Genomic DNA, 26666 nt, shown 5'->3' with positions numbered 1-26666 from the left:
TTTTCTAACCCTAAATTTTCAGAAAACTGATTTGCGGGCAAGCCCTCCCCCGCCGATCCTGTCCCCAACGAAAAGGAGCCCGCCATGATCCACCTTGCCCGCCGCCCCTGGGTGCCCGCCAAATGCGAAACCCGCGTTCAGGACATCGCCGCCACCGCCTCTGCCCCCTCTGCCACCGTCGCAGACCGGATCGAGGCGCTGATCTCCGAAAACGACCGAATCCACACCAAGGCCTGCTTCAACCTCAACCCCGCCACGAACGTGATGAACCCCAAGGCAGAGGCGGTTCTGGCGCGTGGTCTGGGGTCGCGACCCTCGCTCGGCTATCCGGGCGACAAATACGAAATGGGCCTGCAAGCGATCGAAGAGATCGAGGTGCTGGCCGCCGAGCTGGCCTGCGAGATCTTCGGCGCGCGCTATGCCGAAATCCGGGTGCCGTCGGGGGCCATCGCCAATCTCTATGGCTTCATGGCGCTGGCCAAACCCGGCGACGTAATCATCGCGCCGCCCGCCGCGGTCGGCGGCCATGTCACCCACCACGCCGACGGCTGCGCCGGTCTTTACGGGCTGCAAACCCACCCCGCCCCGGTAAACGCGGACGGCTACACCGTCGATCTGGCGGCACTGGAAAAGCTGGCGGTGGAGGTGAAGCCCAAGATCATCACCATCGGCGGCTCGCTCAACCTCTTCCCCCATCCGGTGCGCGAAATCCGGGCCATCGCCGACAAGGTCGGGGCCAAGGTCCTGTTCGACGCGGCCCACCAATGCGGGATCATCGCGGGCGGGGCATGGGCCAACCCGCTGGCCGAAGGTGCGCATCTGATGACGATGAGCACCTATAAATCCCTCGGCGGCCCGGCTGGCGGGCTGATCGTGACCAACGACGCCGACATCGCCCAGCGGCTGGACAGCATCGCCTTTCCGGGGATGACCGCAAATTTCGACGCCGCGAAATCGGCCGCGCTGGCGCTCAGCCTGCTGGATTGGCGGGATCATGGCCGGGCCTATGCCCGGGCGATGATCGACACCGCGCAAGCCTTCGCGGCAGAGCTGGACCGGCTGGGTATCCCCGTTTTCCGGGGCGCAGGCGGCTTTACAACCTCGCACCAATTCGCGGTTCTGGCCGCCCCCTATGGCGGCGGGCAAGCGGCGTCAAAGACCCTCGAAAGGGCGGGGTTCCTTGCCTGCGGCATCGGCCTGCCAGTCGAGGAGGTTCAGGGCGACATGAACGGGCTGCGGATCGGCACGCCGGAACTGGTGCGCTGGGGTGTCACGGTCAAGGATATCCCCGCCATCGCGGCGCTGGTGGCCGAGGCACTTCAGGCCAACGACTCGGCCGCCATTGCCCCCCGCACTGCAGAACTGCGCGGCTGGTTCGACCGGCTGCACTACGTCAACGGCTAGAGCATGTCGTGTTCAATTGAATTCACCTGCCCGGGCGAACGCGTTGCGCTGTGCAAACGCTGCCTCGCCCGGGTTGGTGAATGCTTGAACCCGTTTACCGCGACACGCTATAGAATCTACCGCCCGTGGCTGCGGTCATAACCGTTGACCGCGGGCGGCTCCCACCCCTCCAGCGCGGCGGGGTCCGGTGTCCAGACCTCCATCTTCAGAGGATAGCAGGCCGCCGTGTCCGACGAATGTTCCGACGAACAATCGCCACCGGGACAGGCGCTCTGAACCGCCAGAAGGTCGATCTCGGCGAAGAACTCGATATGGTCGCCCGGGCGGACCGGGCTGGCCTTCATGAAATATTGCCCCGTGTCGCGGGTGAACCCGGTGCACATGAACACGTTCAGCACGTCATGCACATGGGCCTCCGCCTCGGACAGGGTCAGCCCCCGCGCATCAGCCAGCGCGCGGGTCAGGTTGGAATGGCAGCAGTAGTGGTATTGGGTGCCCGACAAAAGGTTTCCGGTATAGGGGTCGCAGCGGGTGCCGATCACATCATGCACCGACCCGCCAAAGGCATCGATCCCATACCAGCCCAAACTGTCCGCCGTCACCGTCGCCATCGGACGCAGGGTCGGAAAGTTGGACCAAAGCCGATCGCCCGTGGTGACATGAGTGCCATGCAGCGCACGGGTCTTGCCGGAATAGAACCGCTCTGACAGGTCGTGCAGATTAAACAGGTTCAGGTCGCCGACCTGCGGGCCCTCCACGCTTTCGATGCGCAGGAACGACCCGGCGGGCACCTCGATACTGGCGGCATCGCGGGCGGGAACGATCACCTCATCCAGCTTCCGCGCCGTGGCGCGGGCCACCGCGTAAAGACCCATCTCCGGCACTGGCAGCGTGTCGGTCGGATAGCAGATCACCGGGGCAACGGCCCGGCGGGCTGCGGCATCAGCGGGTTCGGTCATGGGTTCGGGCCTCCGGTCTTGGGCGCGGCCAGATCACCCCGGCACGGCAGATTTGGCAAGGGCGAACACCCCCTTCTTTGGGTCCATAAATATCCCCGCCGGAGGCACCCGCCAAATGCAGAAGCGACGCCGCCGGGGTCCGGGGCGTCGCTGTGCCGATTTCAGAATAGAAACGCGCGGAAGCGCACCTCTTAACAGCCGCTCCTAGACGTGACGCTCCACCATCATCTTCTTGATGTGCGAAATGGCCTTGGCCGGGTTCAGACCCTTCGGGCAGGTCTTGGCGCAGTTCATGATCGTGTGGCAGCGGTACAGCTTGAACGGGTCTTCCAGCTGATCCAGCCGTTCGCCCGTCGCCTCGTCCCGGCTGTCGATCAGCCAGCGGTAGGCGTGCAGCAGCGCGGCCGGCCCAAGATACTTGTCGCCGTTCCACCAATAGGACGGGCAAGAGGTCGAGCACGAGGCGCACATGACGCATTCATACAGACCGTCCAGCTTCTTTCGGTCCTCGATCGACTGGCGCCATTCCTTGGCGGGGCGGTTGGTCTTGGTTTCCAGCCAGGGCATGATGCTGGCATGCTGGGCGTAGAAATGGGTCAGGTCGGGGATCAGGTCCTTGACCACCGGCATATGCGGTAGCGGGTAGATCTTGATATCGCCCCGGATCTCGTCCGTGCCGAAGATACAGGCCAGCGTGTTGCGCCCGTCGATGTTCATCGCGCAGGAGCCGCAGATGCCTTCCCGGCAGGACCGGCGGAAGGTCAGGGTCGGGTCGATCTCGTTCTTGATCTTGATCAGCACGTCCAGAACCATCGGGCCGCAGCTGTCCATATCCACCCAGTAGGTATCCAGACGCGGGTTCTTTCCGTCGTCGGGGTTCCAGCGGTAAATCTGCACCTTGCGCAGGTTCTTCGCCCCTTCGGGTTTCGGCCATGTCTTGCCCACCGTCATCCGGCTGTTCTTGGGAAGCGTCAGTTGGACCATGTCTCAGGCTCCTGCCTTGGTTCGTTCGTTCAGGTCAGCGCCGCGGTGGCGCAGGCAATGGTGGCGTCGCTGTTCAACAGCGACTGGGTCAGCGCCAGCGTGGCGTCCGGGTCTTCGTTCGCCGCCAAGGTGGCAAGTTCGGCCTCCGAAGCGCTGTCGATGATGCAGCCGGTCAGGGCCTCGCCCACCGGGCCGGGGGCCTGCGCCTGCACCAGCGGCGACACCACCGCGCGGGCCTGATCATCGACAGAGGCGTTGGCCTCGCCATCAAGCGGTGCGGCGGCGACCTCCGCCGGCGCCTCGAATGCCGCGGTGTCCACCGCCGGGGCCGCATCCTCGGCCCCATCCTGCATCGCGCAGCCCGCGACGGTAGCGGCAAGGGCTATGGACAAGAACAAACGCATCGGAACTCTCCTTACAGGTCTGGTTGGCGGGTCGGGATCTGCCCGCCGGTCCGGCTTTGGTAGCATTCGGCGTAGACCGCCACCGGATCACGCCCGGCAAGGTAATCCGCGCTCAGCCCGATCTCGGCCCCGACGAAGGGGCCGGAATTGGAATTCGCGCCGATCGTCACGCGGCCGGTCGGCCCGGCGGCCTCGCGGGCCCGCTCGGAACAAACTTCATGGGCGCGTTCCGGCGACATCGGCTGCGGGGTGCAGGCGGCGGCCAGCAGCGGCAGGGCAAGAATGACAACCAGCCCGCGCATCAGAAGGTCCGCGCCTTGGGGGCGATGGTCTTCAGGCTGATCCCACCCTGATCCTCGGTGGTCAGCGGGTCGGTGATCACCGGACGATAGGACAGGTCCACCTTGTTCCCCTCAACACGGGAAATCGTATGGACGCGCCATTTCTTGTCGTCGCGTTCGGCGTAATCCTCATGCGCATGGGCGCCCCGGCTTTCCTTGCGGGCCTCGGCGCCCACGATGGTGGCCAGCGCGTTCGGCATCAGGTTGGTCAGTTCCAGCGTTTCCATCAGGTCACTGTTCCAGACCAGCGACCGGTCGGTGACCTTCAGGTCATCCAGCTTGGCCGCCACGGCGGTCATCTTCTCGACCCCCTCCTTCAGCGTCTTGTCGGTGCGGAAGACGGCAGCATCGGCCTGCATGGTCTTCTGCATCTCAAGGCGCAGTTCGGCGGTGGGCACGGTGCCATTGGCATGGCGCAGCCCGTCGAACCGATCAAACGCCTTGTCGACGCTGGCGGTGTTCGCGGTCGGGACGGCGCTGGACCGGTCCACCACGGCCCCGGCGCGGATCGCGGCGGCGCGGCCAAAGACCACAAGGTCGATCAGGCTGTTGGACCCAAGGCGGTTCGCCCCGTGAACCGACGCGCAGCCCGCCTCGCCCACGGCCATCAGGCCCGGGACCACGGCATTGGGGTCTTTCTTGGTCGGGTTCAGAACCTCACCGTAATAGTTCGTCGGCACCCCGCCCATGTTGTAATGCACGGTCGGCAGAACCGGGATCGGTTCCTTGGTCACGTCGACGCCCGCGAAAATCTTCGCGCTTTCCGAAATCCCCGGCAGGCGTTCGGCCAGCGCCTCGGCGGGCAGGTGGTTCAGGTTCAGGTGAATGTGGTCGCCATTGGCACCCACGCCCCTGCCCTCGCGGATTTCCATGGTCATGCAGCGGCTGACATAATCACGCGGGGCAAGGTCCTTGTAGTTGGGCGCATAGCGCTCCATGAACCGTTCGCCTTCCGAGTTGGTCAGATAGCCGCCCTCGCCGCGCGCGCCTTCGGTGATCAGGCAGCCCGCGCCATAAATGCCGGTCGGGTGGAACTGGACGAATTCCATGTCCTGAAGCGGCAGACCCGCCCGCGCCACCATCCCGCCGCCGTCGCCGGTGCAGGTGTGGGCGCTGGTCGCGCTGAAATAGGCGCGGCCATAGCCGCCGGTCGCCAGCACCACCATCTTGGCATTGAAGACATGCATGGTGCCATCGTCCAGCTTCCAGCAGACGACACCCTGACACACGCCATCGTCCGACATGATCAGGTCGATGGCGAAGTATTCGATGAAGAACTCGGCCTTTTCCTTCAGGGACTGGCCATAAAGCGTATGCAGGATCGCGTGGCCGGTCCGGTCGGCGGCGGCGCAGGTGCGCTGCACCGGCGGGCCTTCGCCGAACTCGGTCGTGTGGCCGCCGAACGGGCGCTGATAGATCTTGCCCTCTTCGGTCCGGCTGAACGGCACGCCGTAATGCTCCAGCTCGTAAACCGCCTTGGGTGCCTCGCGGGCAAGGTATTCCATCGCGTCGGTGTCGCCCAGCCAGTCGGACCCCTTCACGGTGTCATACATGTGCCATTGCCAGCTGTCCGGGCCCATGTTGCCAAGGCTGGCGGCGATGCCGCCCTGTGCCGCAACGGTGTGCGACCGGGTCGGGAAGACCTTGGTCACGCAGGCCGTGCGCAGCCCCTGTTCGGCCATGCCGAGGGTGGCGCGCAGACCGGCCCCGCCGGCCCCCACAACGACCACGTCGTATTCGTGCGTCTCGTATTCGTAAGCTGCCATCGGTCGTCTTCCTTACAGCGCCATTTTCGCCAGCGCGAACAGCCCGGTCGCGATCAGGCCATAGGTGAATGCGGTCGTGAACATCAGCGCCGCCTTGCGGGTGGTGCCGCGCCAGTAATCTTCGATCATGATCTGCGCGCCGTTCTTGAAGTGCAGCAGGCCGAAGACCAGAACCAGCCCGGTCAGGATCGCCGGGATCGGGCGGGCAAAAGTGGCCAGAACCTCGTCATGGGTACCGCCAAGGGCCGAACCAAAGACATAAAGGAAGGTCGGCACGATCAGGGCCAGCCCCACCGCGCTGACCTGCATGTGCCAGTGATGTTCGGTTCCGCTGTGGCCTGCGCCCTTGCCTTCGGCGCGCTTGCGGTCTGTCAGATAACGCATCTCGGCCCCCTTAGATGATGATGATCGTCAGGACGGTCAGGACGACCGAGCCGATCAGCAGGCCCCAGCCCAGCTTTTCCGCCGTCGGAATGTCCAGCCCGTGGCCCGCGTCGTAGTACAGATGCCGCAACCCGGCGAGGAAGTGATACCAGATCCCCCAAAGCGACAGGGTCATCACGATATCCCCCAGCCAGCTTGTGATCACGGCGTCGGCCACGGCGTAATATTCCGGGCTGGTTGCCGCCGCCAGAAGCCACCAGACGACCAGAACGGCGCTGACGATCAGCGCATTGCCCGTGATCCGGGTCAGGATCGAGGTCAGCATGGGAATGTGCCAGCGGTAAATCTGGATGTGGGGGGAAAGCGGGCGCTCTACCCCGCCCGGCCCCGAAGTCTGCTCAGCCATGTCGGTTTCCTTCTCGGCTTCGTCGCAGGCGACACGCAGGCCGCCCACCGTCTTCCCGTTTCTGAAGGATTTTCCCACCCGAGTCACGCACGGAGTCGGGCGAAATCCCACGAATTCGACGGGCGATAGCGATAAAATACCGCCTTGTGATCACATTTTTCCAGAGTGTGATCACAGAAGTTGGCGCGTTTGGATTCTACTTGGGGAGCCGACCAGTCACGACCGCCCAAAGAGTGCCCCAGCCTGTAAACGACTTTGCACCTGTCCCAAAGGCATAGTGGTCGGGGCGGTCCTCAGCCATGATTTCCCGGGTCATGGTCCAGCCCGCCTGGTCATCGAAGAGCCCTTGGCCAAGTGTTGGGAACTTTGCACGCCGGGGGCGGTGCCAGACCGAACTGCCGCAGTCCGGGCAAAATCCACGGCTGGCAATCCGTGTGGATTTCCAAACCTTGAGGGGGCCGGTCACCTCCGGCTCGCTTTCGCACACCACGCCCATCCAGACCCCACCGGTCCAGCGGCGGCACATTTCGCAATGGCAGGCGCCATAGGTCTTTGGCGCCTCAACGGAAAAGGTGACGGCACCACAGGCGCATCTTCCTGTCAGGTCGGGCATTACAGGCCTCCGGCAACTACGCCGGCATCAAGGCCCAGTAATCGAGATCAAGCAAGACCTCGGGCAGATATTTTCCGTCCTCGTCCTTCAGCGCCCCGGCCGCCCCCTTCGTCGCCACCAGCCGCAGCCGGATCGCGCCGACGCCCGGCGCGCCGGTTTCGGCCTTGTCCAGAACTTCGGTCCAGGCGCGCACCGTATCGCCCGCGAAACAGGGGTTCGCATGCGCCCCCCCGTTCAGCCCGACAATCACCTGCGCATTGGCCAACCCGTTGAAGGACAAGGCCCGCGCCAGCGAAATCACATGCCCACCATAGATCAGCCGCCGCCCATCCTCGCGGTTGGTGGCGTCGAAATGCACCTTGGCGGTATTCTGCCACAGGCGGGTGGCCATCATGTGTTCGGCCTCTTCCAGGGTGACACCGTCCACATGGTCGATGACCTCGCCAACGGCATAATCGCCCCAACGATGCGCCTCACCGGCCAGTTCGAAATCATAGGTGGCAAAGTTCAGACCGGCGGGAATGATCAGATCCTCGGCCCTCACAACATCAGCCAGTTCCGGGATCACGGTGTCAGGGGCCGGAGCGTCCGCGTCGCGCTTGCGCACCATCACCCAGCGCACATAGGACAGCACATCGCGCCCATGCTGGTTGCTGCCGGTGGTCCGCACCCAGACAACGCCCGATTTGCCGTTGGAATTCTGCTTCAGCCCGATCACCTCGGACCGGGCGGTCAGCGTGTCACCGGGATAGACCGGATGCAGCCAGCGCCCTTCGGCATAACCTAGGTTCGCCACCGCGTTCAGCGACACATCAGGAACCGTCTTGCCGAACACCGTATGAAAGGTGATCAGATCATCCAGCGGCGCCCGGTCCAGCCCGCAGGCCAGCGCGAAGGCGTCCGAGGAATGAAGCGCATGCCGGGCCGGATAAAGCGCGTGATACAGCGCCCGTTCGCCCCCTGACACGGTCCGTGGCACCGCGTGCCGAATCACCTGCCCAACGTGATAATCTTCGAAAAAACGGCCCGGATTGGTCTTGGTCATTGCTGCCCCAGTTTCAGATCGGGATGGTAGTCGCCCGGCACTTCTTTCACCACGGCCTGGCCGCAGCGCATGACGCCCTTGGCCTGATCAAAGGCATAGGTCGGGTCGCCATACAGCTCCCAGCCCTTCGACAGTGCCTCGGACACCTTGTGGCAAAACGCCGAGGTGTCCTCTTCCGTCAGAAGCCGATAGAGTTTCATTCCGGTCACCCCCCGAAGGCTTGCAGGTTGAACAGGTAGTGAAGGCCGCCAATTGCCCCGGTGACCAGCACCGCGCCGACAACCGGGCCCAGTTCCTTGGCTATCGACCCGGTGGCGACACGGACGGGGCGCGGTTCGGACCGGTTGATCAGGATCACCGACACCACCGCCCAGGCCAGAAGCCCGCCGAATAGCACGACCGAGGCAAGATCGCCGTTGACCAGCAGGTGCGCCAGCGCCCAGATCTTCACCGCCGTCAGTTGCGGGTGCCGGATCGCGGCCCAGGCCCGCGTCTTCATCCCGTCGGCGGCAAACAGATAGACCGTCACCAACATCAGCAGGTTGTTCACATGGGTCAGGAAAGCCGGCGGATACCAGAGTTGCGCGCTATCCCAGCCCCGATAGCCGATCACCATCAGGATCAGCCCGGCCAGAAGCACGAGCGCGATCGGTCCCTTGCCCTTGTCGCCCATGCGGGCACGGGCCGCTGGGGCCAGCCGTTTGAACAGATGCGCGCCGGACCAAAGGGCCAGCCCGAGAAGAAGTAGTGTCATTGCGTCTCCAGTTCCGCGATTGCCGCTGCCTTGGCCAGCGTCGCGCGGGCGGTGACGATATGCAAGTTCTCGACGATCCGACCATCCACGACAGCCACGCCCAGCCCTTGCGCCTCTGCCTCTTCAAAGGCGGCGATCTGGCGGTTGGCCAGGTCAATCTCGGCCTCGGTCGGAGCGAAGGCGCGGTTGGTGATCTCGACCTGCGCAGGGTGGATCAGGGATTTCCCGTCGAACCCCATGTCGCGGCCCTGTTCGCATTCCTCGATCAGCCCGTCGTCGTCCTTGAAGGCGTTATAGACCCCGTCGATGGCGATCACCCCATGCGCCTTGGCCGCCATCAGGCAGGCCTGAAGCGCGAACAACAGCGGTTCGCGCCGGGGCGCCTTGCGGGTGTTCAGATCCTTGGCAAGGTCGTTGGTGCCCAGAACGAAACCTTCGATCCGGGGATGGGCGGCGATTGCGGCGGCATTCAACACACCCAGCGGGCTTTCCATCATCGCCCAGATCGGCTTGTCCGGCACCAGCGCGGCCAGCGCGTCCACATCCGCCGGGCCATTCACCTTGGGCAGCAGCACAGCGTCGCAATCCATCGCGGCCACGGCGGCAGCATCGTCGCGGCCCCAGTCCGTATCCAGCGCGTTGATCCGCACGATCCGGTAACGGCTGCCATAGCCCCCGTCGGCCAGTGCGGCCGCAAGGGTCGCGCGGGCGTTGGCCTTTTCATCGGGTGCAACCGCATCCTCCAGATCAAACAGGATCGCATCGACAGGCAGGCCCCGCGCCTTTTCCAGCGCCCGGTCCTTGGAACCGGGAATATAAAGGGCTGATCGGAACGGCCGGATCGACATGACATCCTCCTTGAAACTTTGTTGCGCGCAAAAGGCCAGAATTTTTCGGATCGTTCAACCGGAAAATCGCCGCAGCGCAGCAAAATCGCGGGAGGACCTCTGTTGCAGAGCCACCGTAACGGGCGATTTACCTTAATTTGCGATGCTCGGGGGACAGTCAATGCATCTTCCGGCGCATCGGCATCAGGCCATCAGGCGTCCGGACCGAACCATATGACACAGAGGCGCCCAGATGAACCGGACCTTGATGACCCTCTCCCTCGGCCTTGGCATCGCGGCCCTTGCCGCACTGCCCGCCCCCGCCCAATCCGCGCGCTGCGCCGACCACGAAAGGGTCGTAACCTTCCTTGCCGAAAGCTATGGGGAAAGCAGGCAGTCGATCGGGCTGGCCTCAAACAACATGGTGGTCGAGGTCTTTGCCAACCTCGATAGCGGCACCTGGACGATCACCATGACCGCGCCCGGCGGCCCGACCTGTCTTGTCGCCTCGGGCGAGGGGCATCAACAGATCGCCGAAGGTCTGCCCAACACCGACGCCCCGGCCTGACAACGGTCCCGGCGGATGGGTGGCCGGACAGGCCGGCCACCCGTGGTTCGAACTGTTGAACTAGAACTCGAACTCCACAAGGAACTCGGCCCCGACGCTTTCATAGGCATCGTCGCCAAGACCATCCAGATAGGCCCGCAGCGATGTGCGAACGCCCGTGTCCGATGCATGGACAAACCCGATATCCAGACGGCCCCGGGTATCTTCGGTGACCACGCCGTCCAGATTGGTCCGCGACAGGATCGCATTGATCCCACCGGTCAGGGTCAGGTCGCCTGTCCCCACCGCCACCGGCATTGCGAAATGCAGCCCGGCCATGGCTTCGGTCATCGCCAGCGATTGGGCGGAGATCGGGTTCAGCGCCCCGTCGATATAGGCGGGTTGGCTTTCCGTTAGATGGGCCAGATCAAGGCTCGGCAGGATCGTCACCGCCCCCGCGTCGTATTCCCCCATCACTCCCAGCGTCAGAAGAGACCGGTCGGTTGTGACCCGATCCGTATAGGTGCCCAGCGGGCTGATCGACAGATCGGCCTGCCCCACCATGTATGACCCGGAGAAGACCAGCGGTTGCCCGGATGCGCGCGCCACAAAATAGGGCCCCGCCAGCCAGCCATCCGCATCAATCGACGCATCACCATCCGTCGACCGGCTCCGGTCCAGCTGGACCATTGCCCCGATCACCAGATCGTCGCGGTTGATGATGTGCCCCCCGAAGGCCCCGTGCAGGTATTGGCTCTCGGCCGATCCCGTCTCGCTCCATGCGCCTTGCAGGTAGGCCCAAACCGGGCGGCTGCCATCGGTCGACAGGCTGAAGGTGCCCGCACCGCGCGTCACCTGCGCCTGAAACCCGCCGTTCCGACCGGCAAGGAAACCCGCAAGGTTGGGCTGCGACGCCATCAGGTTGCGGGCCCGCGTCTGCGCATCGGCGCGCAGCATCGCTTCGGTTTCCGACGGGGTCGCATTCGACGCAACCTCGACCGAGGACGCAAGGTTGTCGTTCCCGGCAAGGTCCGTCGCCACCCCGGCCGCGACCGAGACAGAGACATTGCCGGTGCCGCTTGGCGTGATAGTTGCACCGAAGCTTGCCTGTCCGCCGGTCAGGGCCGATGCCGCACCGTTGACCACCGTGATGTCGCCGATGTCGAACCCGGTCATATCCTCGGTGAATTCGATGGTGATATCGAATGCGGTGGTTCCGGTGAATGTCGCCGGAACCCCGGAGATGGTCACTCCCGGCGGTGTGGTGTCGACGATCACGTTCGCCACCGCAGCCGGCGAGGTATTGCCAAGGCTGTCCGCCGCCGTCACCGAAACTGTCCCGCTTTGCATACCCGCCGCAGAGGTCGCCGAATATGCGCCCCCGGTCGCCGTAACCTCGACAAAGGACCCGCCGGGGAAAGTGACGCGCACCGTGCTGTCCGCCTCGGCGGTGCCCTGCACGGTGATTGACTGATCCCCGTTCACGGTCGTGGATACGATGACAGGCATCGCCGGGGCCACCGCAGGCGTCACGACGACATCGAAGGCCTCTTGCGCTGCTATGTTTCCTGCCGCGTCCTGCGCACTGATCAGGACGGTATTCGCCCCGACCGGGAAATCATGCGGGCTGGTGATGGTAACCCCGTTCAGCGTGTAGACGGGCGTTACAACCGTGTCGTGATTGTCCGTCACCAGCGCCGCGAAGGTAAAGCTCCGGGTGCCAGTCGGCCCTGCCTCACCCACCAAGTCGGCGGGGCGCGTGATGACCGGTGCTTCTGTATCCAACGGTGCTTCGACAGTGATCTGGACGGAACTGGCACCAGAGGTGTCAAAGGTGTCGTCAACGATCAGCTCGAATGTCAGTACCGCATCCGCATCCCCGATGTTCAACGACGGCGCGGTGAACGTCGGCTGTGCAGCCGAGGCGCTGGACAGGCTAACCGTCGTTCCCCCGGTCTGCGACCAAGCATAGGTCAGCGATTGACCAACGTCATTCGCGTCCGACCCGGTCCCGTCCAGCATCACACTTGCCCCTGCGGCGACCGTCTGGTTCGGTCCCGCATTCGCGGTCGGGGCCGTGTTGGCCGGGGAATCGACGGTGATCTGCACGGTCGACGCGATCGAACTGTCAATTCCGTCATTCACGATCAACTCGAAGGTCAGGACCGCATCCGAGTCCCCAATACTCAGCGTCGGCGCGGTGAACGTTGGCTGCGCGGCAGTCGTGCTGGACAGGCTGACCGTCGTTCCGCCCGTCTGCGACCACGCATAGGTCAGCGATTGACCAGCGTCGTTCGCATCCGACCCGGTCCCGTCCAGGGTGACAGATGCGGCAGAGGCCACCAACTGGTCCACCCCAGCATTCGCAGTCGGGGCCGTGTTGGTCGGCGCATCAACGGTGATCGTCACCGAAGACGCAGCGGAATCATCGACCCCGTCATTCACGACCAGTTCGAAGGTCAGGACCGCATCCGCATCCCCGATGTTCAGCGTCGGCGCGGTGAACGTAGGCTGCGCGGCCGAGGCGCTGGAAAGGCTGACCGTGGTTCCGCCCGTCTGCGACCACGCATAGGTCAGCGATTGACCCGTGTCATTCGGGTCAGACGCCGTGCCATCCAGCGTCACCGAGGCGGCAGAGGCAACCAACTGGTCCGGTCCCGCATCAGCGGTGGGGGCCGTATTCGCCGGCGCGTTTACGAATACCTGAACGGTCGACGCGGCCGATGGCGCAAACCCGTCATTCACGATCAACTGGAACGTCAGCACATCGCCCGGCCCGCCTATGGCAAGGGGCGGCGCCGTAAAGGTCGGCTGCGCCGCGGTCGTGCTGGACAAGGTGACGCTATTGACCCCGCCGATCTGCGACCACGCATAGGTCAGCGACTGGCCCGCATCATTCGGGTCCGACGCCGTGCCATCCAGCGTCACCGACGCCCCCGACAGCACAACCTGATCCGACCCGGCATTCGCTGTGGGGACAGTGTTCCCCGGAGCGTTGACAGTGATCTGGACAGTGTCTGTCGACGATAGGCCATAGGGGTCTGTGACCGTCACCTGGAACGACAGGATCTTGGACGGGTCACCAATGTTCAGTGTCGGCGCAGTAAAGGTCGGACCGGCGGTGGCCGCCCCGGTCAGCGTCACACCTTCCGAACTCAGCTCAACCCAGGCATAGGTCAGGGTCTGGCCCGGCTCCGCATCGGTAGAGGCGCTGGCGGTCAAGGTCACGTTCGACCCGCTTGCAACGGATTGATCCGTTCCAGCATCTGCGGTCGGCCCGGCGTTCAGCGATTTCTGGACATTGATGACAACGGAATCGCCCGATGAATCGTCCGTCCCGTCATTCACTACCAGCGTGAAAATCAGGCTGTCGTCCGGGTCTGCCGCCCCAAGGACCGGCGCGGTAAAGGTCGGCTGTGACGCCGTGGTGCTGGACAGGGTAACCGAATTGGTGCCGCCGGTCTGGCTCCATGAATAGGTCAGGGTCTGGCCCACGTCGTTAGGGTCCGATGCGGTCCCGTCGAGCGTCACCGCAGCGCCTGGCGCAACAGATTGGTTCGTGCCCGCCTCGGCGGTGGGGATCGTGTTGCTGGCGACCTGTGTCTTGGTATTGATGACGGTCGTGTTCGTCGCCCCGCTGATCGCGATTTCATAACGATAGCGGTTGCCGTCCGTGTGGTCGGCCTCAAAAACGATCCCGTGGTAATCCTCGTTCACAAAACCTGCGTTGGACTCGTTCGCCGGCTCGATTCCGTCAGAGGTGATCATGACGACATTCGACAGGTCCCCACATCTGGTGTCGATTGTCGCTGCCGTAATGGGATCGCGCGTCGCCTGATAATTCCCGATGTAAAAGGCCTCACCCTCGACCCAATAGCCGGTCGTTCCGCCCGAACTCAGCCCAATCTCGGCATCGACTGTCGTTCCGTTGTAGTAGACCAGCCAACGGTTGGGGCAATCGTCATCCACCCCTGTCCCCGGAACGTTGCCGTAGGTCAGCATCTCTACCGGGGTTCCCCCGCCAAAGGCCTGTGCCTGCTGCCCGGCAAAACCGCCGATCAACGCTGCCCCAAGCACCGCAGCCTGTCCAAATTTACCAAGCATCGTCCAACTCCCCTGACAACGATCCCGTGGCGCCGCACGATCGGGCGCACCTCGGGCTTTGCCTTTCTGGGTAGGGTGGGCAGCCGTTCAGGTCTGTGCGGTTTGACACAATGGCCCCCGGTGCAGACTGGCCTTAACCCTGTTTTTTCTCGCCGCAGGGAAAAGTCATGCTTTGTGCGGTGGAACACAGAATCTCACCGCGACCCCGGACAACAGTGGCAGCAGGAAAACTGGACCCGGCAGGCGGGCCCGTGAACAAGATAGGAGAGGTCATGGAACCGTTTATTGCACAGATCATGTTGTTTGGTGGAAACTTCGCGCCGCGCGGTTGGGCGTTCTGCGATGGGCAACTGTTGCCGATTGCGCAGTATTCGGCCCTGTTCAGCCTGCTGGGAACGACCTACGGCGGCGACGGGCGGACCACTTTCGCCCTTCCTGACCTGCGCGGCCGGGTTCCCTGCCATGCGGGCACTGGCCCCGGCCTGACGCCGCGCCAAATCGGCCAGCGGTTCGGCGAGGAGCACGTGACGCTGACCGCTGCCAACTTGCCGCCCCACAGCCACAGCCTGAACGCGGCATCGACCGGCACCCCCGGCGCCCGCGCGCAGAACGGCGGCAGCCTTGGCCCGGCGGACATCTACGTGCCCGGCAGCGAAACGCCGAACGTCGCCATGAACCCTGCCAGTATCGGCAGCACCGGCGGCGGCACCTCGCATGACAACATGCAGCCGACCCTTTGCATCAACTACATCATCGCGCTCGAAGGTGTCTTCCCGTCGCGCAGCTGATCTCTCTGGCGCGGCGTTCTCGCTCCACTCTCCGCCGCCCGGCGAGTTTCGGCCCACCGCCCCCAGCGGTGGGCCGAAATCATGACCGCCAATGTGTCGAGAGTCACAAACGCCGCCCGCGCCAGCGGCTACCCTCGTCCTGCCCTCCTCCGGGCCAGGGGTCGCCTTTTGTTTCTCCCGTCATGGCGGCCCCTGGACAGGCCATCAGGCGCTGGGAGGCCGGACAAAGGTAGGTTTTGATGATCGCACCCGACATCGAACAGATCGAAGTTGCGCTTTCTCGCGCCGCTGCCGTGGGCGAAACGGTTTCCGTCTACGCGGGGGTGATTGGTCACGTGGTTCCGGTCCTCCTTGCGGGGGTTCAGCATCACGACCTGACCGGACCGCAGGTTCAGGCTCTGCGACAGGCAATTGCGACCGGACAGGACTGGACCGCCACGGTTTGCGAAACCCTTGCACAGGATCTGGTGCCGCTGGTCACGGCGCATCATCGACAATTCCTATACAGAGTCGATGCGCTGCGGGCTCTCCGGTCCGACGTCGCGCGGTCCGGCACCGCTGCGACTCCACAGCATCGCCAGCGGGCGATCAACCTGTTTGAGGAACTCAAGGCCCTCGTGGAGGACATGGAAGACCGCCTGCGACGCGGCAACCGAAAGGTCATCAAACTTATCGCCACCGCCGCCCTTGACCGCGCCGCTCTCGAGGCGCTGTCGAACGGCGCGTCCGGCTCGGCACTCGGTCCCGATGATTTTCTGACCCGGCAGATCGGGTTCTGCAAAGTGCCTGTCGCGCTGCGACCGGAGGTTGAGGCCAGGCTAGCAGTCACGACAGCCAGCGACGTCTATGCGCTTGCCGTCTCCGCCTCGACCTCAGCCCGGGTTGGGGCCGACAAGACCGTCGCCGAAATGGGCCAGCTTCCGGGCATCTGGGGCTATGCACTGGGGCTTCTTCGCGCCCAGATCGAAGACCTGACCGCCGGACCAACGCGGGATATCGCGCGGATCATCGACCTTGCCGAACTGGACAATGCCAGCGCCGCATGGTCCGCAATGGTCACGACGATCCAGGAACGATGCCCACCGCGGGAAACCCTGGATGGCCCCGGCGCCAATGTGCTTCGACTGGCCGTGCCAAATCGACAGGCCCTGCCATGACACCTGGACCAGCATCCACCGTTCAGCCACAGAGATGGGCTGCCACCTGCGCGACCGCGATCATGGCGGGGAAGCCCCGGTTGGGCCGGGCGATCAACACCACAAATATCTTGGTTTTACTACGGAAAACCGGCACTCTGACAGGCGACACCTGCCCGACGGGGCAGACAATGGACACCGCGTCGGATGGGGCAGCGGAACAGCGGGGCCTGCGTCTGCGCGGGGCCGGTTGCCGTGTTCCGCCCACATCGATCGAACCGAAATCGCCGCAAGACCGGCCCGGCCGCACGGCACAACAACGATAAACCGGCGACGCCAGAACAGGGGCGACACGCCGGACCAATGACAACAGGGATGGGGACACATCATGGGGAAGACACCGAAGAAGATCGCCGTAATCGGCGGGGGCGTCGGCGCGATCACTGCGACCTATGCAATCACGCAATTGCCGAACTGGCAGGATGACTACGACATCACCCTCTACCAGATGGGCTGGCGTCTAGGTGGCAAGGGGGCCAGCGGCAGGAACGCCAAGAAGGGTGGCCGGATCGAAGAACACGGGCTGCATATCTGGGCCGGATTCTACGACAACGGGTTTCGCCTTATGCGCGACTGTTACGAGCAATTGAACAAGACCGGCCTGCGGTCCCCCGACGCCCCGCTTGGAACGCTGGAAAAGGCCTTCACCGGGCTGAACCATTTCATGCTGGCCGAGGAGGTCCCTGCGGCGGACGGGACATCCGAACTCCACCCCTGGCGGGTCGATTTCTACGGCAACGGCGCCACCCCCGGCGACGGTGGGGTCATCCCGACCCCGTTCGAATTCTTCATCGAACTGTTGAATTTCATCAAGGGCGAGATGGAAAAGATGCTCGACGAGGTCGGGCACGACATGCTCCATCAGGTGCCGGACCGGTTCCACACCTCGCTGAAGGCGGTCGGGGCCAGCCATTCCGCCCGGTCCCCGTTCCATACCCTGCACGCCTTTGCCACCAAGATCCCGCGCAACGCCTTTGACCACAGCCTGTCGCATCAGGCGACAATGGCCGACCTTGCCCGCCACACCCAGACATGGTTTCACGAACAGGGGCTGGATGCCCGAACCACCAGCGACTGGTCCCGGCGCCTGCACATCATGATAAGCCTGTCGACCGCCTTCTTCCGGGGGACAATCGACAGCGGGCTGTTCCGCGCCGGGTTCGACGCGATCGACGATTGGGAAATCAGCCAATGGCTGTTGCACTACGGCGCGCCCAAGGACGCGGTCTATTCCGCGGTATTCCGGGGCTGCTATGACTATGTGTTCGGCTATCCGGGCGGCGTGACCGACGACCGCAGCGTCGGGGCCGGTACCGCGATCCGCGGGTTGTTGCGGCTGGCCTTCTGCTTCAAGGGGGCGCTGTTTTACAAGATGATGGCCGGGATGGGCGACACCATCTTTGGCCCTTACTATCAGATCCTCAAGCATCGGGGCGTGAAGTTCAAATTCTTTAACGCGGCGACCAACCTGAGCCTTGATGACAGCGGCAACTACATCGAAGCCATCGACATGGTCGAACAGGCCGAGGTGACAAGCGGCGATTATGATCCGCTCTTCGACGTGAAGGGGTTGCCCTGCTGGCCGTCAGAGCCGTTCTGGGATCAGTTGAAGAACGGCAAGAAACTGGAAAAGGACGGGGTCGATTTTGAATGCGAAAAATCCGCGCCGACCGGACGGAGCTATACCCTGAAACGGGGCGAGGATTTTGACGATGTGATCCTCGGGGCCTCGCTCGGATCGCTGCACTATATGACGCCGGAACTTGCCGTGGCCTCTCCCCGCTGGCGCGCCATGCTGGACCGGGTTCAGACCGTTTCGACCCATGCCGCCCAATTCTGGATGGACACCACGCCCGAAGACATGGGCTGGAACGACCTCGTCCGGAAATACAACGACGGCGACCAGATCGACCTGCGGACTGTGATGACCAGCTTTGCCGAACCGCTGGACACATGGGCCGATATGACCGACCTGATCGGGCGCGAGGACTGGGCCGACCCGCCGCCGAAATCCATCGCCTATTTCTGCTCTCCCGCCGAAGACGCGGGCGTGGCCGACGGCACCATGCAGGAACGGACAAAGGCCTGGGCCAACGAACAGCTTGTCCGGCTGTGGCCCAAGGCGAAAAAGGGGGGCAAGTTCGACTTTTCCCTGTTGCACGACAACGACGCCAAGACCCCGGCCCAGAAATTCGAAAACCAGTATTTCCGTGAAAACTTCTATGGCTCCGAACGCTATGTGATGTCGGTGCCGAACTCGGTTCAATACCGGCTGCCCCCCGATGGATCGGGCTTTGCCAACCTTTATCTGGCCGGGGACTGGACCCGCTGCGGGATCAACGCGGGCTGTGTCGAGGCCGCGACGATTTCCGGCCTTGGCTGCGCCCGGGGCCTTACCGGGGCCGATATCGAAATCGTCGGCGAAGGGGACCTTGGCCCCGATGCCGGGCCGACCGATGCGCCGAAACTGGCAAGCCCTTATGCGCAGGTCGCGCCCTGGCCACTCACGCCGGTCTTTGCCACCGGCCAAATCGACGGGTTCTTCAGCTTCCACGCGGTCGATGCCAAGGCGCTTCAGGCGGTATTGCCCAAGGGGATGAGCCTGCATCCGCAGGCCCTGACCCCCGATGGCACCCACCCGGTCGCCATGCTCGCCAACCAGCAGATGGGCGTCCGGCTGTCGCTTCTGCCGAAGCTCTTGGGCTACCGGAACTATTTCGAGGCGATTATCGCCATCAACTATGTCCAGATCGAAGGGCAGGAAGGGGTGTTCAGCTATCTGCCGAACCTCTACCTCAACAACCGGCTGGCGCAGCTGACCGGGGTCTGGTGCTACGGCTACAACAAACGGATGGGCCAGTTGGACATGGGGCACAACAGCTACAAGGTGGCTGGCCCCGACGGGACGCCGATCTGGTCCGGCCGCTACAATCAGCGCGACTTTGCCCGGCCCCTGACGGACTTTCCAACCGCGGGCCATGTTCAGGCGCTGGCCGAACAGGTCGTGGTAACCCAAAGCAAATTCGGCGGCTGGCAATATTCTGCCTTCGACTTCAACCTGACTTCCGCCTATGTTGCGGGCGTCCATGCCGAAATCGACGTGCTGGATGGGGAAAACGCAAATCTTCCGGCAGGGCGCATGGCGGCAGATCCGATCCGGCTTGATGGACATCAGGCCAATCCGGATAACCACCTGCCCGGCGCCTTCCGGATCTGGACCAGCTGGACGCTGTCAAATCCCTTTGACAGCGGGCGGTTGGCCCGATTGGCCAAGGCGCAGTCCAGACTGCCCTAGGCCGGTGTATCGTAGGGGGGACGATGTGACCGAAAACCTGGGAAGTGTGAAAGCGACATCTGGCGAACGGCGCCAGATTACGGTGGTTTTCGTCGACATCGTCGGCTTTAGCCAACTGGCCAACACCACGGACGCGGAAGACCTGCAGAACTGGCTGGAGGCCTATTACGACCGGACCCGCGACATCGTCGAATCCCGTGGCGGCACGATCACGGAATACCTTGGCGACGGGGTCGTGGCCTGTTTCGGCCTACACGCGGCGGATGAACTCGCCGCCTCCCGCGCGGTCGATGCCGCACTTGCCGCGATTGCGCCCATAGCGCCCCCGACCGGCCAGCAATCTATGGTCAGGCTCCGGGCCGGCGTTGCCACCGGCGAAGTCGCAACCCGCCACGAAAGCGACCTGACCGGACGCCCGGCAGTCACCGGTCTTGTCACCACCCTCGCGGGACGCATTCAGGAAAAAGGATCGCCCGGCGATGTCTTGATTGCGGAAGAAACGCGCGCCCTTCTGCGCGACACATTCCAGATCGAACCCCTGCCCCCGCAGCCGCTCAAGGGGTTTTCCGAAGCTCATGCGATTTACCGGGCAAGCCCCAAGCGGAACCTGACGCGATGGTCCCGCAAGGCCGATTTCGTTGGCCGGACCGACCAGCTATCGAAATTGCGCGGGACCGACCGGCCCTGCCTAATCATCGGCGAAGCGGGAATCGGGAAATCGGCCCTGACCCGCGCGATCGGGACCGAAGCGACACAAGTCTGTGTCATCAGCGGCGACGGGCTGCACCCGAATTCCAACCATTTCCCTTTCCGCCAATGGCTCGCCGAAACGCTGGATGACAACGGCCAAGGCCTTGCCGGCCTGGAGGCACGTTTTCCATCCCTTGATGCCGAGGACCGGCTTGCGCTTGCGCTGGTACTTGGCGTGGCCGATGGGCAGCGGCTTCTGGTGGAAAAGGCCAATACGGCCGTGAAAGCCTTGATCGAACAAAGCATCTGGCGGGCGATCCGATCCAGCCTGCCGGTCAGTGGTGGGATGATCATCGTCGAAGACCTGCATTGGTTCGACAACGCCTCGTTCGGGGTGCTTCAGGCGATCCTTGGTGCACCGGACCGGGATGGTATCCGCCTTGTCCTGACCAGCCGGGAAAGCACCCGGATCGAAAACCTCATCGACCCGGAAACTCTTCAGATCATCACGCTGCCACCCCTGACTGAAACCGAATCGCGTCAGTTCCTGTCGGTACTCGGAAACGGAAAGCTTGACGAAAACACGGCCGACCGACTGATCGAGATGGCGGGGGGCGTCCCGCTGTTTCTGGAACAGCTGTTCAAGCGTGGAACATCTGCTGGCGATACCAGCGTGCCCGCGACCCTCTCCGACCTTCTGGTCGAAAGGATTGATAACACCGGCCCTGAACGGGGACTGCTGCAATCCGGCGCGATCATCGGGCGGCGGTTCCGGTCCGATATCCTTGGGCTACTTGCAGACGATGATGGCGATATCGAAACCCGGCTTGAACATGTGTCCGATCAGGGGGTCATCGACAGGATCGGGCCCAATGAATGGATGTTTTCGCATGCGCTGCTGCATCAGGCGGCCTATCATGGTATCCTGCGGCGCAGACGAGAAGAGCTTCACGCCCGGCTTGCCGGAATCTTCGAAAACAGCTTCCCGGACATTGCCGCCCGCGACCCCGCCATGGTCGCCGCGCACCATGCAAAGGCCCGGGCCTTTGCCCCTGCAATCCTCGGATTCCTGCAGGCCAGTCAGGCAGCACTTCTGCAAGGCGCCATGGCCGACGCACAGGCCCACACCGAAATGGCGCTGGACCTGTGCCGCACGTCCCCGCCCGACCTTGACACCACTGACCTTGAAATCGCCTGCCAGACCTCGCTCGGGTCGATATTGATGCAGATGCAGGGGTTCGCCGCGGCACCTGTGCGCCAGGCCTTTGAATCAGTGCTCAACATCGCGCGCGCCTCTGGCCGGCCGTCGCAAACCAGCGCCCCGGCGCTGTTCGGCAGCTTTTCGCACGCGATTATCGCAGGCGACATGGACCGGTCGGAATCCTTTTGCGACCTCCTTGATGACGTCGCAAAAGGCCGGTCGAACGAAACTGACATGACCGAGGTGCAGCTTGCGTCGCTTGCGGCAAAGAACTGCAAATGCTTCTACGCCGTTGATTTCGCGGAACAATTCACGCATATCGCCGCCATACGGGACATCTACGACCTGCCGCGCCACGGGATCATGATCGCCCGCTACGGGATGGATATCTTTGCCGCCGCGCAGATGTTCGAACCGGTGGCGCGCGCTATCTGCGGCACCCCCGACATTGTCCCGGACCTGATCGAGGAAACCGACAGGCACCAGGACCTTCTGAACATTCCGGTGATGCGACCCTATGCGCTGATCTGGGGGGCGGTGCCGCTATTCTATATCGGCGAAACGGAAAAGGCGCTTGCCCGACTGCAACAGGGCATTGCCGAGGCCGACGCGCAAGGCGCGCTGTTCTGGCAGGTCATCGGCCGGGTCTGGCAGGGGATCATGGATGAAACCCTTCAGGACAGCGCCGAAGGCCGCGCCGCGATGAAGGCGCAGATGGATACGCTCGATGCGATCGGGTCCGGTATCGGCGCCTCTTACTTCAGTGCGGTCTACGCACAGGCCCTGTCCCGCGCGGGCGAAATCGAAACCGCCTGCGACATGTCTCGCAAAGCCGCCGAGGATTGCGCCGCGTCGCGCCTTCTGTGCTGGTATCCGGAAATCCTGCGGCTTCATGCCCGCAACTGCGACGCTGCCGGCCACACCGACGAAGCGGCCGAGACGCGGGCCAAGGGGCTGGACGCGGCGCGGGCTCAGGGCGCCCGGCTCTGGGAACAACGGCTTTTGGCCGATCAGCAGGAGAGCGCGGCGTGAACGGGCAAAAGCTTCTGTCCTACGATCTGCCGCTCCTACGGGGGATCGACGCAGCCGATCTTGACCGGCTCGATCTGGGGTGGAGCGAACAGTCCTTCAGCGCCGGACAAACCATCTTCGGACAGGAAGACGACAGTCACGATGTCTATTTCCTGATCTCGGGTGCTCTTCTGGCCGTCTACTGGGCCGAAGACGGACGCGAAATCGTCTTTACCCGCTTTCCCGTCGGGTCGATGTTGGGCGAGCTGTCTGCTTTCGACAATCGGCCCCGGTCTCTGGCCGCCTTCGCCAAGGCCCCGACCCGGGTTCTCCACCTGCCACAGGCGTCGTTCCTTGCTCTGCTGGATGGTGTGCCCCAAGTCAGACAGCGGGTCATTCACGACCTTGTCGCCCGGATCCGGACACTGACCGAAAAGACCCAGGAACTGACAACCTATTCCATTGAACAACGGGTCTGTTCCTATCTGATCCGGCTGGCTCTGCAATGCGACTGCCTGCGCCCCGGCGCGGTGATCGAAGGGGCGCCGACCCATGCGGAAATCGCGGCGTCCATTGGGGCCAACCGGGAAATGGTCAGCCGGACCATGACCAAGCTGACCAAGCGCGGCGCCATCAAATCCGCGCGTCAGAAAATTGAAATCCGGAATCCAGACCTTTTGTCAGAGGTGCTTTAGCGTTTAGGGGATGCAGGTATTCTGTAACGCCTTAGCCGTCGCGCAGATGGTCAAGCGCCCTCGCCACATGCGGGTCGTCGCCAAGCGCCAGCACCGCCTCGGCAGCCTTGCGGGCCCGTGACTTTGGCCCGACGGCGGCAAGGCGGCTGACCAGTCGCCGCAGATATGCAACAGAGGTGCGGCGCGCCCGATACAGCCGCGCCATCGCCAGATCGTCCAGTGATCCATCCATCGCCGCGGCGATCATCGGTTGCAGGATGCCCATCGTTTCCAACGTGTGGGCGGTAAAGGCACCCAACCGCCGCAAAGGCAGCCGCGCGACATGCCGGGCCCGGAACAGCGCCACATGCATCGCGTCGAACTGTTCCACCGGATCAACAGCGATCCAGGCCTGCCGCGCCCCTTCCAACATATCCGGGGCATAGCCGTAGCGGTCGGTAAAACAGGCCCGCCGCAGCGGTTTCAGCCGCGAATCCCAGCCAGTCACAGACGGGTCGGCCGACGCGACGGGACGCAGCGCCAGAACCCGGCACCCCGGCGCCGCGACAGAATAGGCCGCCGCCGCATAGCCCGCCAGATGTTCGCCGAAGAACAGAACATCCTCGAAGTCCTCAAAGAACCCATCGTCTACAAGCCGGTCGAAATACCGGTAAAGACGATCTTCGCGATAAGGGGTATCAGTATCCGACAGGATCGTCAGAACCGACCAGCCTTCGGTTTGGGCAAAGGTAAACCCAAGCGGAACCAGCGCCTTGTTCGTGCGCCCGATCCGCTCGTAGTTTTCGAATGTGACCAGCAGCTTTGGGCCCGCGTCGATGAACGCAGCGCCCAGCTTCGCGCCAAGGGGCTCGAAATAGCCCAGTTCTTCGGCCCGGTCGTCGACGGCCTCAAACCAGTCTTCAACACCAAGGCCGGCGAACCCGTCGCCAATGGCTGTCATCACTTCGCTCATACTGCTCACCAATCCAGGCCACATACGGCCCTTTGCACCAGCCATAGATAGACTTTGGGGCGAAATTTGGCGAATCAAAAGCCCGTTTTGCGACAGCGATCAGAAGAAGGCCTGAAGCCCCGTCTGCGACCGTCCAAGGATCAGCGCATGCACGTCATGGGTGCCCTCGTAGGTGTTCACCGTCTCAAGGTTGACCATGTGGCGGATCACCTGGAATTCCTCCGAAATTCCGTTGCCGCCATGCATGTCCCGCGCCATCCGCGCGATATCCAGCGCCTTGCCGCAGTTGTTGCGCTTCATCAGGCTGATGCCCTCGGGGGCGGCGCTGCCATCGTCCATCATCCGGCCCAGACGCAGCGCGCCCTGAAGGCCCAGTGCGATCTCGGTCTGCATATTCGCCAGTTTCAGCTGGAAAATCTGGGTTTGCGCCAGCGGCTTGCCGAATTGCTTGCGGTCCAGCCCGTATTGCAGCGCCGCGTGCCAGCAGAATTCCGCCGCGCCCATCACGCCCCAGGCAATGCCAAAACGGGCGCGGTTCAAACAACCGAACGGCCCCTTCAGCCCCTCGATCTCGGGGAACATGGCGCTTTCCGGCACTTCCACGTTGTCCATCACGATCTCGCCGGTGACAGAGGCCCGCAGCGACAGCTTGCCGCCGATCTTCGGCGCCGACAGGCCCTTCATCCCCTTTTCAAGGACAAAGCCGCGGATCTTGCCACCATGCGCCTCTGACTTGGCCCAGACCACGAAAACATCTGCGATCGGCGCGTTGGAAATCCACATCTTGGACCCGTTCAGCACATAGCCGCCATCGACCTTCTTCGCTGTGGTCTTCATGCCCGCCGGATCAGACCCCGCATCGGGTTCGGTCAGGCCGAAACAGCCGATCAGCGTCCCGGCAGCCAGTCCCGGCAGGTACTTCTGCTTCTGCGCGTCGGTGCCATAGGCATGAATCGGATACATGACCAGCGAGGATTGTACCGACATCATCGACCGGTATCCGCTGTCGACCCGTTCCACCTCGCGGGCGATCAGCCCATAGGTGACATATCCGGCACCCAGCCCGCCGAATTCTTCGGGGATGGTGGCACCCAACAGCCCCGCCGCGCCCATCTCCTGAAACACGCCGGGATCGACGGTTTCGTTGCGATAGGCCTCGATCACCTTGGGTTGCAGGGTCGATTGGGCAAATTCCTTGGCCGCATCGCGCAGCATCCGCTCGTCTTCGGTCAGCTGCGCCTCAAGCAGGAACGGATCTTCCCACGAGAAGGTCGACAGGGCGGGGGCATCATTGGCCATGGGGTCACTCCATTTTCGCAGGTTTGCGCATGAATACGCGCCAAGGGGACCAATTTCAAATGATAAGGGTTTACGGGTTGATGAGTATTGCTCATGATTTATCCCATCATGCGACACGCCTACACCCCCACCCTGCCCGAGCTTGAGGCCTTCACCGCCGCCGCCCGCAGCGGCAGCGCCACGCAGGCCGCGCAGGGGCTTGGGTTGACCCAAAGCGCGATCTCCCGGTCCCTCTCGACGCTCGAGGCACGGTTGGGCGTCGCGCTGTTTCACCGGGTGCGGCGGCGACTGGTGCTCTCGGACGCCGGGCGGGCCCTGTTGCGCGATGCCGAACGTATCCTTGCCGATCTCGACCAGACCGCCCTGACCGTCATGTCCTTCGGCGGTCATCGCGACGTTCTGCGGCTGGCCAGCCTGCCCACCTTTGGCGCGGTCTGGCTGATGCCCCGGCTGGCCGAATTCGCGCAGGTCGCGCCCGAGGTGACATTCGACATGTCCACCGCACTGGGTGCTGTCGATTTCACCACCGCGCCGCAGGACTTCGCGATTCACCGGGGGCGGCCCGGCCTCCGCGCCCGGATGCTGGCCGAAGAACGGCTGGTCACGGTCGCCGCTCCCCGCCTCCTGCCCGATGGACCGCTCAGCGACACCGCGCTGGCCCGGCTGCCTCTCTTGCAGCAGGCGACCCGGCCCAACCTGTGGCGGGACTGGTTCCTTGACGCGGGGCTGGACCCGATCACCATCGCCCGCGGCGCCCGGTTCGAACAGTTCGGCATGGTGCTGGCCGCGGCGCGGGCGGGCATGGGGGTGGCGCTGGTGCCCGAGGTCCTGATCGGCGAGGACCTGTCTGCCGGGACACTCGCCCGCGCCTCGGCCCGGTCGCTCTTGACCGAAACCCCTTATGTGCTGTCCTGGCCCGACCGCAGCGAAGACATTCCCGCCTTCCGCACCTTCCGCGACTGGATCTGCGACTTTCGCCTCACTTGACCGCGCGGGCGGCA

At 63.7% G+C, this 26666-nt stretch carries 23 protein-coding genes; 8 read left to right on the top strand and 15 right to left on the bottom strand.

All coding sequences use genetic code 11. The features are described from left to right. Positions 1–84 precede the first annotated feature (84 nt). Complete coding sequence (locus U3648_RS01755) at positions 85–1404, top strand: serine hydroxymethyltransferase (protein WP_420857511.1); 1320 nt, start codon at positions 85–87, stop codon at positions 1402–1404. Between the two features lie 116 nt (positions 1405–1520). On the opposite strand, the gene U3648_RS01750 is transcribed toward U3648_RS01755, so the two are convergent. The 12 genes from U3648_RS01750 to U3648_RS01695 all read right to left on the bottom strand — a co-directional run bounded on the left by U3648_RS01750 (position 1521) and on the right by U3648_RS01695 (position 9908). After that, positions 1521–2363: an urea carboxylase-associated family protein gene (locus U3648_RS01750; protein WP_420857510.1), complete on the bottom strand. Its 843-nt coding sequence runs from the start codon at positions 2361–2363 to the stop codon at positions 1521–1523. Between the two features lie 204 nt (positions 2364–2567). Next, positions 2568–3347 carry a succinate dehydrogenase iron-sulfur subunit gene (locus U3648_RS01745; RefSeq protein WP_129679027.1) on the bottom strand — a complete coding sequence of 260 codons (780 nt, stop codon included), beginning with the start codon at positions 3345–3347 and terminating at the stop codon, positions 2568–2570. A 29-nt stretch (positions 3348–3376) separates the two neighbouring features. After that, positions 3377–3751, bottom strand: a complete 375-nt coding sequence (locus U3648_RS01740) for a hypothetical protein (protein ID WP_420857509.1) — start codon at positions 3749–3751, stop codon at positions 3377–3379. 11 nt (positions 3752–3762) lie between these two features. Continuing rightward, complete coding sequence (locus tag U3648_RS01735; RefSeq protein ID WP_420857508.1) at positions 3763–4053, bottom strand: hypothetical protein; 291 nt, start codon at positions 4051–4053, stop codon at positions 3763–3765. Next, on the bottom strand, positions 4053–5858 hold the full coding sequence (sdhA, locus tag U3648_RS01730; RefSeq protein WP_420857507.1) for a succinate dehydrogenase flavoprotein subunit: 1806 nt from the start codon (positions 5856–5858) through the stop codon (positions 4053–4055). The genes U3648_RS01735 and sdhA overlap by 1 nt, the downstream gene beginning before the upstream one ends. A gap of 12 nt (positions 5859–5870) precedes the next feature. Beyond that, entirely contained in the window at positions 5871–6242 is a 372-nt protein-coding gene (gene sdhD / locus U3648_RS01725; protein ID WP_129679023.1) for a succinate dehydrogenase, hydrophobic membrane anchor protein, read from the bottom strand. Positions 6243–6252: 10 nt separating this feature from the next. Next, on the bottom strand, positions 6253–6648 hold the full coding sequence (gene sdhC / locus U3648_RS01720; protein ID WP_420857506.1) for a succinate dehydrogenase, cytochrome b556 subunit: 396 nt from the start codon (positions 6646–6648) through the stop codon (positions 6253–6255). A gap of 196 nt (positions 6649–6844) precedes the next feature. After that, the gene (locus U3648_RS01715; protein WP_420857505.1) at positions 6845–7261 is read right to left on the bottom strand and encodes a GFA family protein; all 417 of its coding nucleotides are present in this window, start codon (positions 7259–7261) and stop codon (positions 6845–6847) included. 16 nt (positions 7262–7277) lie between these two features. After that, the gene (locus U3648_RS01710) at positions 7278–8306 is read right to left on the bottom strand and encodes a MaoC family dehydratase (RefSeq protein WP_420857504.1); all 1029 of its coding nucleotides are present in this window, start codon (positions 8304–8306) and stop codon (positions 7278–7280) included. Further along, entirely contained in the window at positions 8303–8506 is a 204-nt protein-coding gene (locus tag U3648_RS01705; protein WP_129679020.1) for a DUF1737 domain-containing protein, read from the bottom strand. The genes U3648_RS01710 and U3648_RS01705 overlap by 4 nt, the downstream gene beginning before the upstream one ends. 5 nt (positions 8507–8511) lie before the next feature. Further along, on the bottom strand, positions 8512–9060 hold the full coding sequence (locus U3648_RS01700; protein WP_420857503.1) for an NnrU family protein: 549 nt from the start codon (positions 9058–9060) through the stop codon (positions 8512–8514). Next, positions 9057–9908 carry an HpcH/HpaI aldolase/citrate lyase family protein gene (locus U3648_RS01695; RefSeq protein ID WP_420857502.1) on the bottom strand — a complete coding sequence of 284 codons (852 nt, stop codon included), beginning with the start codon at positions 9906–9908 and terminating at the stop codon, positions 9057–9059. Before U3648_RS01695 ends, U3648_RS01700 begins: the two co-directional genes overlap by 4 nt. 232 nt (positions 9909–10140) lie before the next feature. On the opposite strand from U3648_RS01695, the gene U3648_RS01690 reads away from it, so the two are divergent. Next, on the top strand, positions 10141–10455 hold the full coding sequence (locus U3648_RS01690) for a hypothetical protein (protein WP_129679017.1): 315 nt from the start codon (positions 10141–10143) through the stop codon (positions 10453–10455). A 60-nt stretch (positions 10456–10515) separates the two neighbouring features. Here U3648_RS01690 and U3648_RS01685 read toward each other — a convergent pair whose 3' ends face one another. Then, positions 10516–14538: a PKD domain-containing protein gene (locus U3648_RS01685; protein WP_420857501.1), complete on the bottom strand. Its 4023-nt coding sequence runs from the start codon at positions 14536–14538 to the stop codon at positions 10516–10518. Between the two features lie 272 nt (positions 14539–14810). Between U3648_RS01685 and U3648_RS01680 the strand changes: the two genes are divergently transcribed. The 5 genes from U3648_RS01680 to U3648_RS01660 all read left to right on the top strand — a co-directional run bounded on the left by U3648_RS01680 (position 14811) and on the right by U3648_RS01660 (position 23414). Next, positions 14811–15326 carry a phage tail protein gene (locus U3648_RS01680; protein WP_420857500.1) on the top strand — a complete coding sequence of 172 codons (516 nt, stop codon included), beginning with the start codon at positions 14811–14813 and terminating at the stop codon, positions 15324–15326. Positions 15327–15565: 239 nt separating this feature from the next. Further along, on the top strand, positions 15566–16483 hold the full coding sequence (locus U3648_RS01675) for a hypothetical protein (RefSeq protein ID WP_420857499.1): 918 nt from the start codon (positions 15566–15568) through the stop codon (positions 16481–16483). Between the two features lie 367 nt (positions 16484–16850). Continuing rightward, complete coding sequence (locus U3648_RS01670; RefSeq protein ID WP_420857498.1) at positions 16851–19817, top strand: NAD(P)-binding protein; 2967 nt, start codon at positions 16851–16853, stop codon at positions 19815–19817. Between the two features lie 25 nt (positions 19818–19842). Further along, positions 19843–22740: an ATP-binding protein gene (locus U3648_RS01665; protein ID WP_420857497.1), complete on the top strand. Its 2898-nt coding sequence runs from the start codon at positions 19843–19845 to the stop codon at positions 22738–22740. After that, positions 22737–23414 (top strand): Crp/Fnr family transcriptional regulator, encoded by a 678-nt coding sequence (locus U3648_RS01660; RefSeq protein ID WP_420857496.1) that lies wholly within the window; start codon positions 22737–22739, stop codon positions 23412–23414. Before U3648_RS01665 ends, U3648_RS01660 begins: the two co-directional genes overlap by 4 nt. A 31-nt stretch (positions 23415–23445) precedes the next feature. Here the strand turns inward: U3648_RS01660 and U3648_RS01655 are convergent, their stop codons facing one another. Continuing rightward, positions 23446–24375, bottom strand: coding sequence for a phosphoadenosine phosphosulfate reductase (locus tag U3648_RS01655; protein WP_420857495.1), 930 nt, complete (start codon positions 24373–24375; stop codon positions 23446–23448). 90 nt (positions 24376–24465) lie between these two features. Then, positions 24466–25665, bottom strand: coding sequence for an acyl-CoA dehydrogenase (locus tag U3648_RS01650; protein ID WP_420857494.1), 1200 nt, complete (start codon positions 25663–25665; stop codon positions 24466–24468). Between the two features lie 93 nt (positions 25666–25758). Here U3648_RS01650 and U3648_RS01645 point away from each other — a divergent pair, with 93 nt between their 5' ends. Further along, complete coding sequence (locus tag U3648_RS01645) at positions 25759–26652, top strand: LysR substrate-binding domain-containing protein (protein ID WP_420857493.1); 894 nt, start codon at positions 25759–25761, stop codon at positions 26650–26652. The last annotated feature ends 14 nt before the right edge of the window (positions 26653–26666 follow it).

The organism is Marivivens marinus, from assembly GCF_035969385.1.
Classification (GTDB): domain Bacteria; phylum Pseudomonadota; class Alphaproteobacteria; order Rhodobacterales; family Rhodobacteraceae; genus SELP01.
This window is presented reverse-complemented; position numbering and strand designations above follow the sequence as displayed.

What these genes read in the sequence shown, in the direction of transcription:
- U3648_RS01755 (WP_420857511.1), top strand. Translation starts at nt 85, where the DNA reads ATGATCCACCTTGCCCGCCGCCCCTGGGTGCCCGCCAAATGCGAAACC.
- U3648_RS01750 (WP_420857510.1), bottom strand. Translation starts at nt 2,363, where the DNA reads ATGACCGAACCCGCTGATGCCGCAGCCCGCCGGGCCGTTGCCCCGGTG.
- U3648_RS01745 (WP_129679027.1), bottom strand. Translation starts at nt 3,347, where the DNA reads ATGGTCCAACTGACGCTTCCCAAGAACAGCCGGATGACGGTGGGCAAG.
- U3648_RS01740 (WP_420857509.1), bottom strand. Translation starts at nt 3,751, where the DNA reads ATGCGTTTGTTCTTGTCCATAGCCCTTGCCGCTACCGTCGCGGGCTGC.
- U3648_RS01735 (WP_420857508.1), bottom strand. Translation starts at nt 4,053, where the DNA reads ATGCGCGGGCTGGTTGTCATTCTTGCCCTGCCGCTGCTGGCCGCCGCC.
- sdhA (WP_420857507.1), bottom strand. Translation starts at nt 5,858, where the DNA reads ATGGCAGCTTACGAATACGAGACGCACGAATACGACGTGGTCGTTGTG.
- sdhD (WP_129679023.1), bottom strand. Translation starts at nt 6,242, where the DNA reads ATGCGTTATCTGACAGACCGCAAGCGCGCCGAAGGCAAGGGCGCAGGC.
- sdhC (WP_420857506.1), bottom strand. Translation starts at nt 6,648, where the DNA reads ATGGCTGAGCAGACTTCGGGGCCGGGCGGGGTAGAGCGCCCGCTTTCC.
- U3648_RS01715 (WP_420857505.1), bottom strand. Translation starts at nt 7,261, where the DNA reads ATGCCCGACCTGACAGGAAGATGCGCCTGTGGTGCCGTCACCTTTTCC.
- U3648_RS01710 (WP_420857504.1), bottom strand. Translation starts at nt 8,306, where the DNA reads ATGACCAAGACCAATCCGGGCCGTTTTTTCGAAGATTATCACGTTGGG.
- U3648_RS01705 (WP_129679020.1), bottom strand. Translation starts at nt 8,506, where the DNA reads ATGAAACTCTATCGGCTTCTGACGGAAGAGGACACCTCGGCGTTTTGC.
- U3648_RS01700 (WP_420857503.1), bottom strand. Translation starts at nt 9,060, where the DNA reads ATGACACTACTTCTTCTCGGGCTGGCCCTTTGGTCCGGCGCGCATCTG.
- U3648_RS01695 (WP_420857502.1), bottom strand. Translation starts at nt 9,908, where the DNA reads ATGTCGATCCGGCCGTTCCGATCAGCCCTTTATATTCCCGGTTCCAAG.
- U3648_RS01690 (WP_129679017.1), top strand. Translation starts at nt 10,141, where the DNA reads ATGAACCGGACCTTGATGACCCTCTCCCTCGGCCTTGGCATCGCGGCC.
- U3648_RS01685 (WP_420857501.1), bottom strand. Translation starts at nt 14,538, where the DNA reads ATGCTTGGTAAATTTGGACAGGCTGCGGTGCTTGGGGCAGCGTTGATC.
- U3648_RS01680 (WP_420857500.1), top strand. Translation starts at nt 14,811, where the DNA reads ATGGAACCGTTTATTGCACAGATCATGTTGTTTGGTGGAAACTTCGCG.
- U3648_RS01675 (WP_420857499.1), top strand. Translation starts at nt 15,566, where the DNA reads ATGATCGCACCCGACATCGAACAGATCGAAGTTGCGCTTTCTCGCGCC.
- U3648_RS01670 (WP_420857498.1), top strand. Translation starts at nt 16,851, where the DNA reads ATGGGGAAGACACCGAAGAAGATCGCCGTAATCGGCGGGGGCGTCGGC.
- U3648_RS01650 (WP_420857494.1), bottom strand. Translation starts at nt 25,665, where the DNA reads ATGGCCAATGATGCCCCCGCCCTGTCGACCTTCTCGTGGGAAGATCCG.
- U3648_RS01645 (WP_420857493.1), top strand. Translation starts at nt 25,759, where the DNA reads ATGATTTATCCCATCATGCGACACGCCTACACCCCCACCCTGCCCGAG.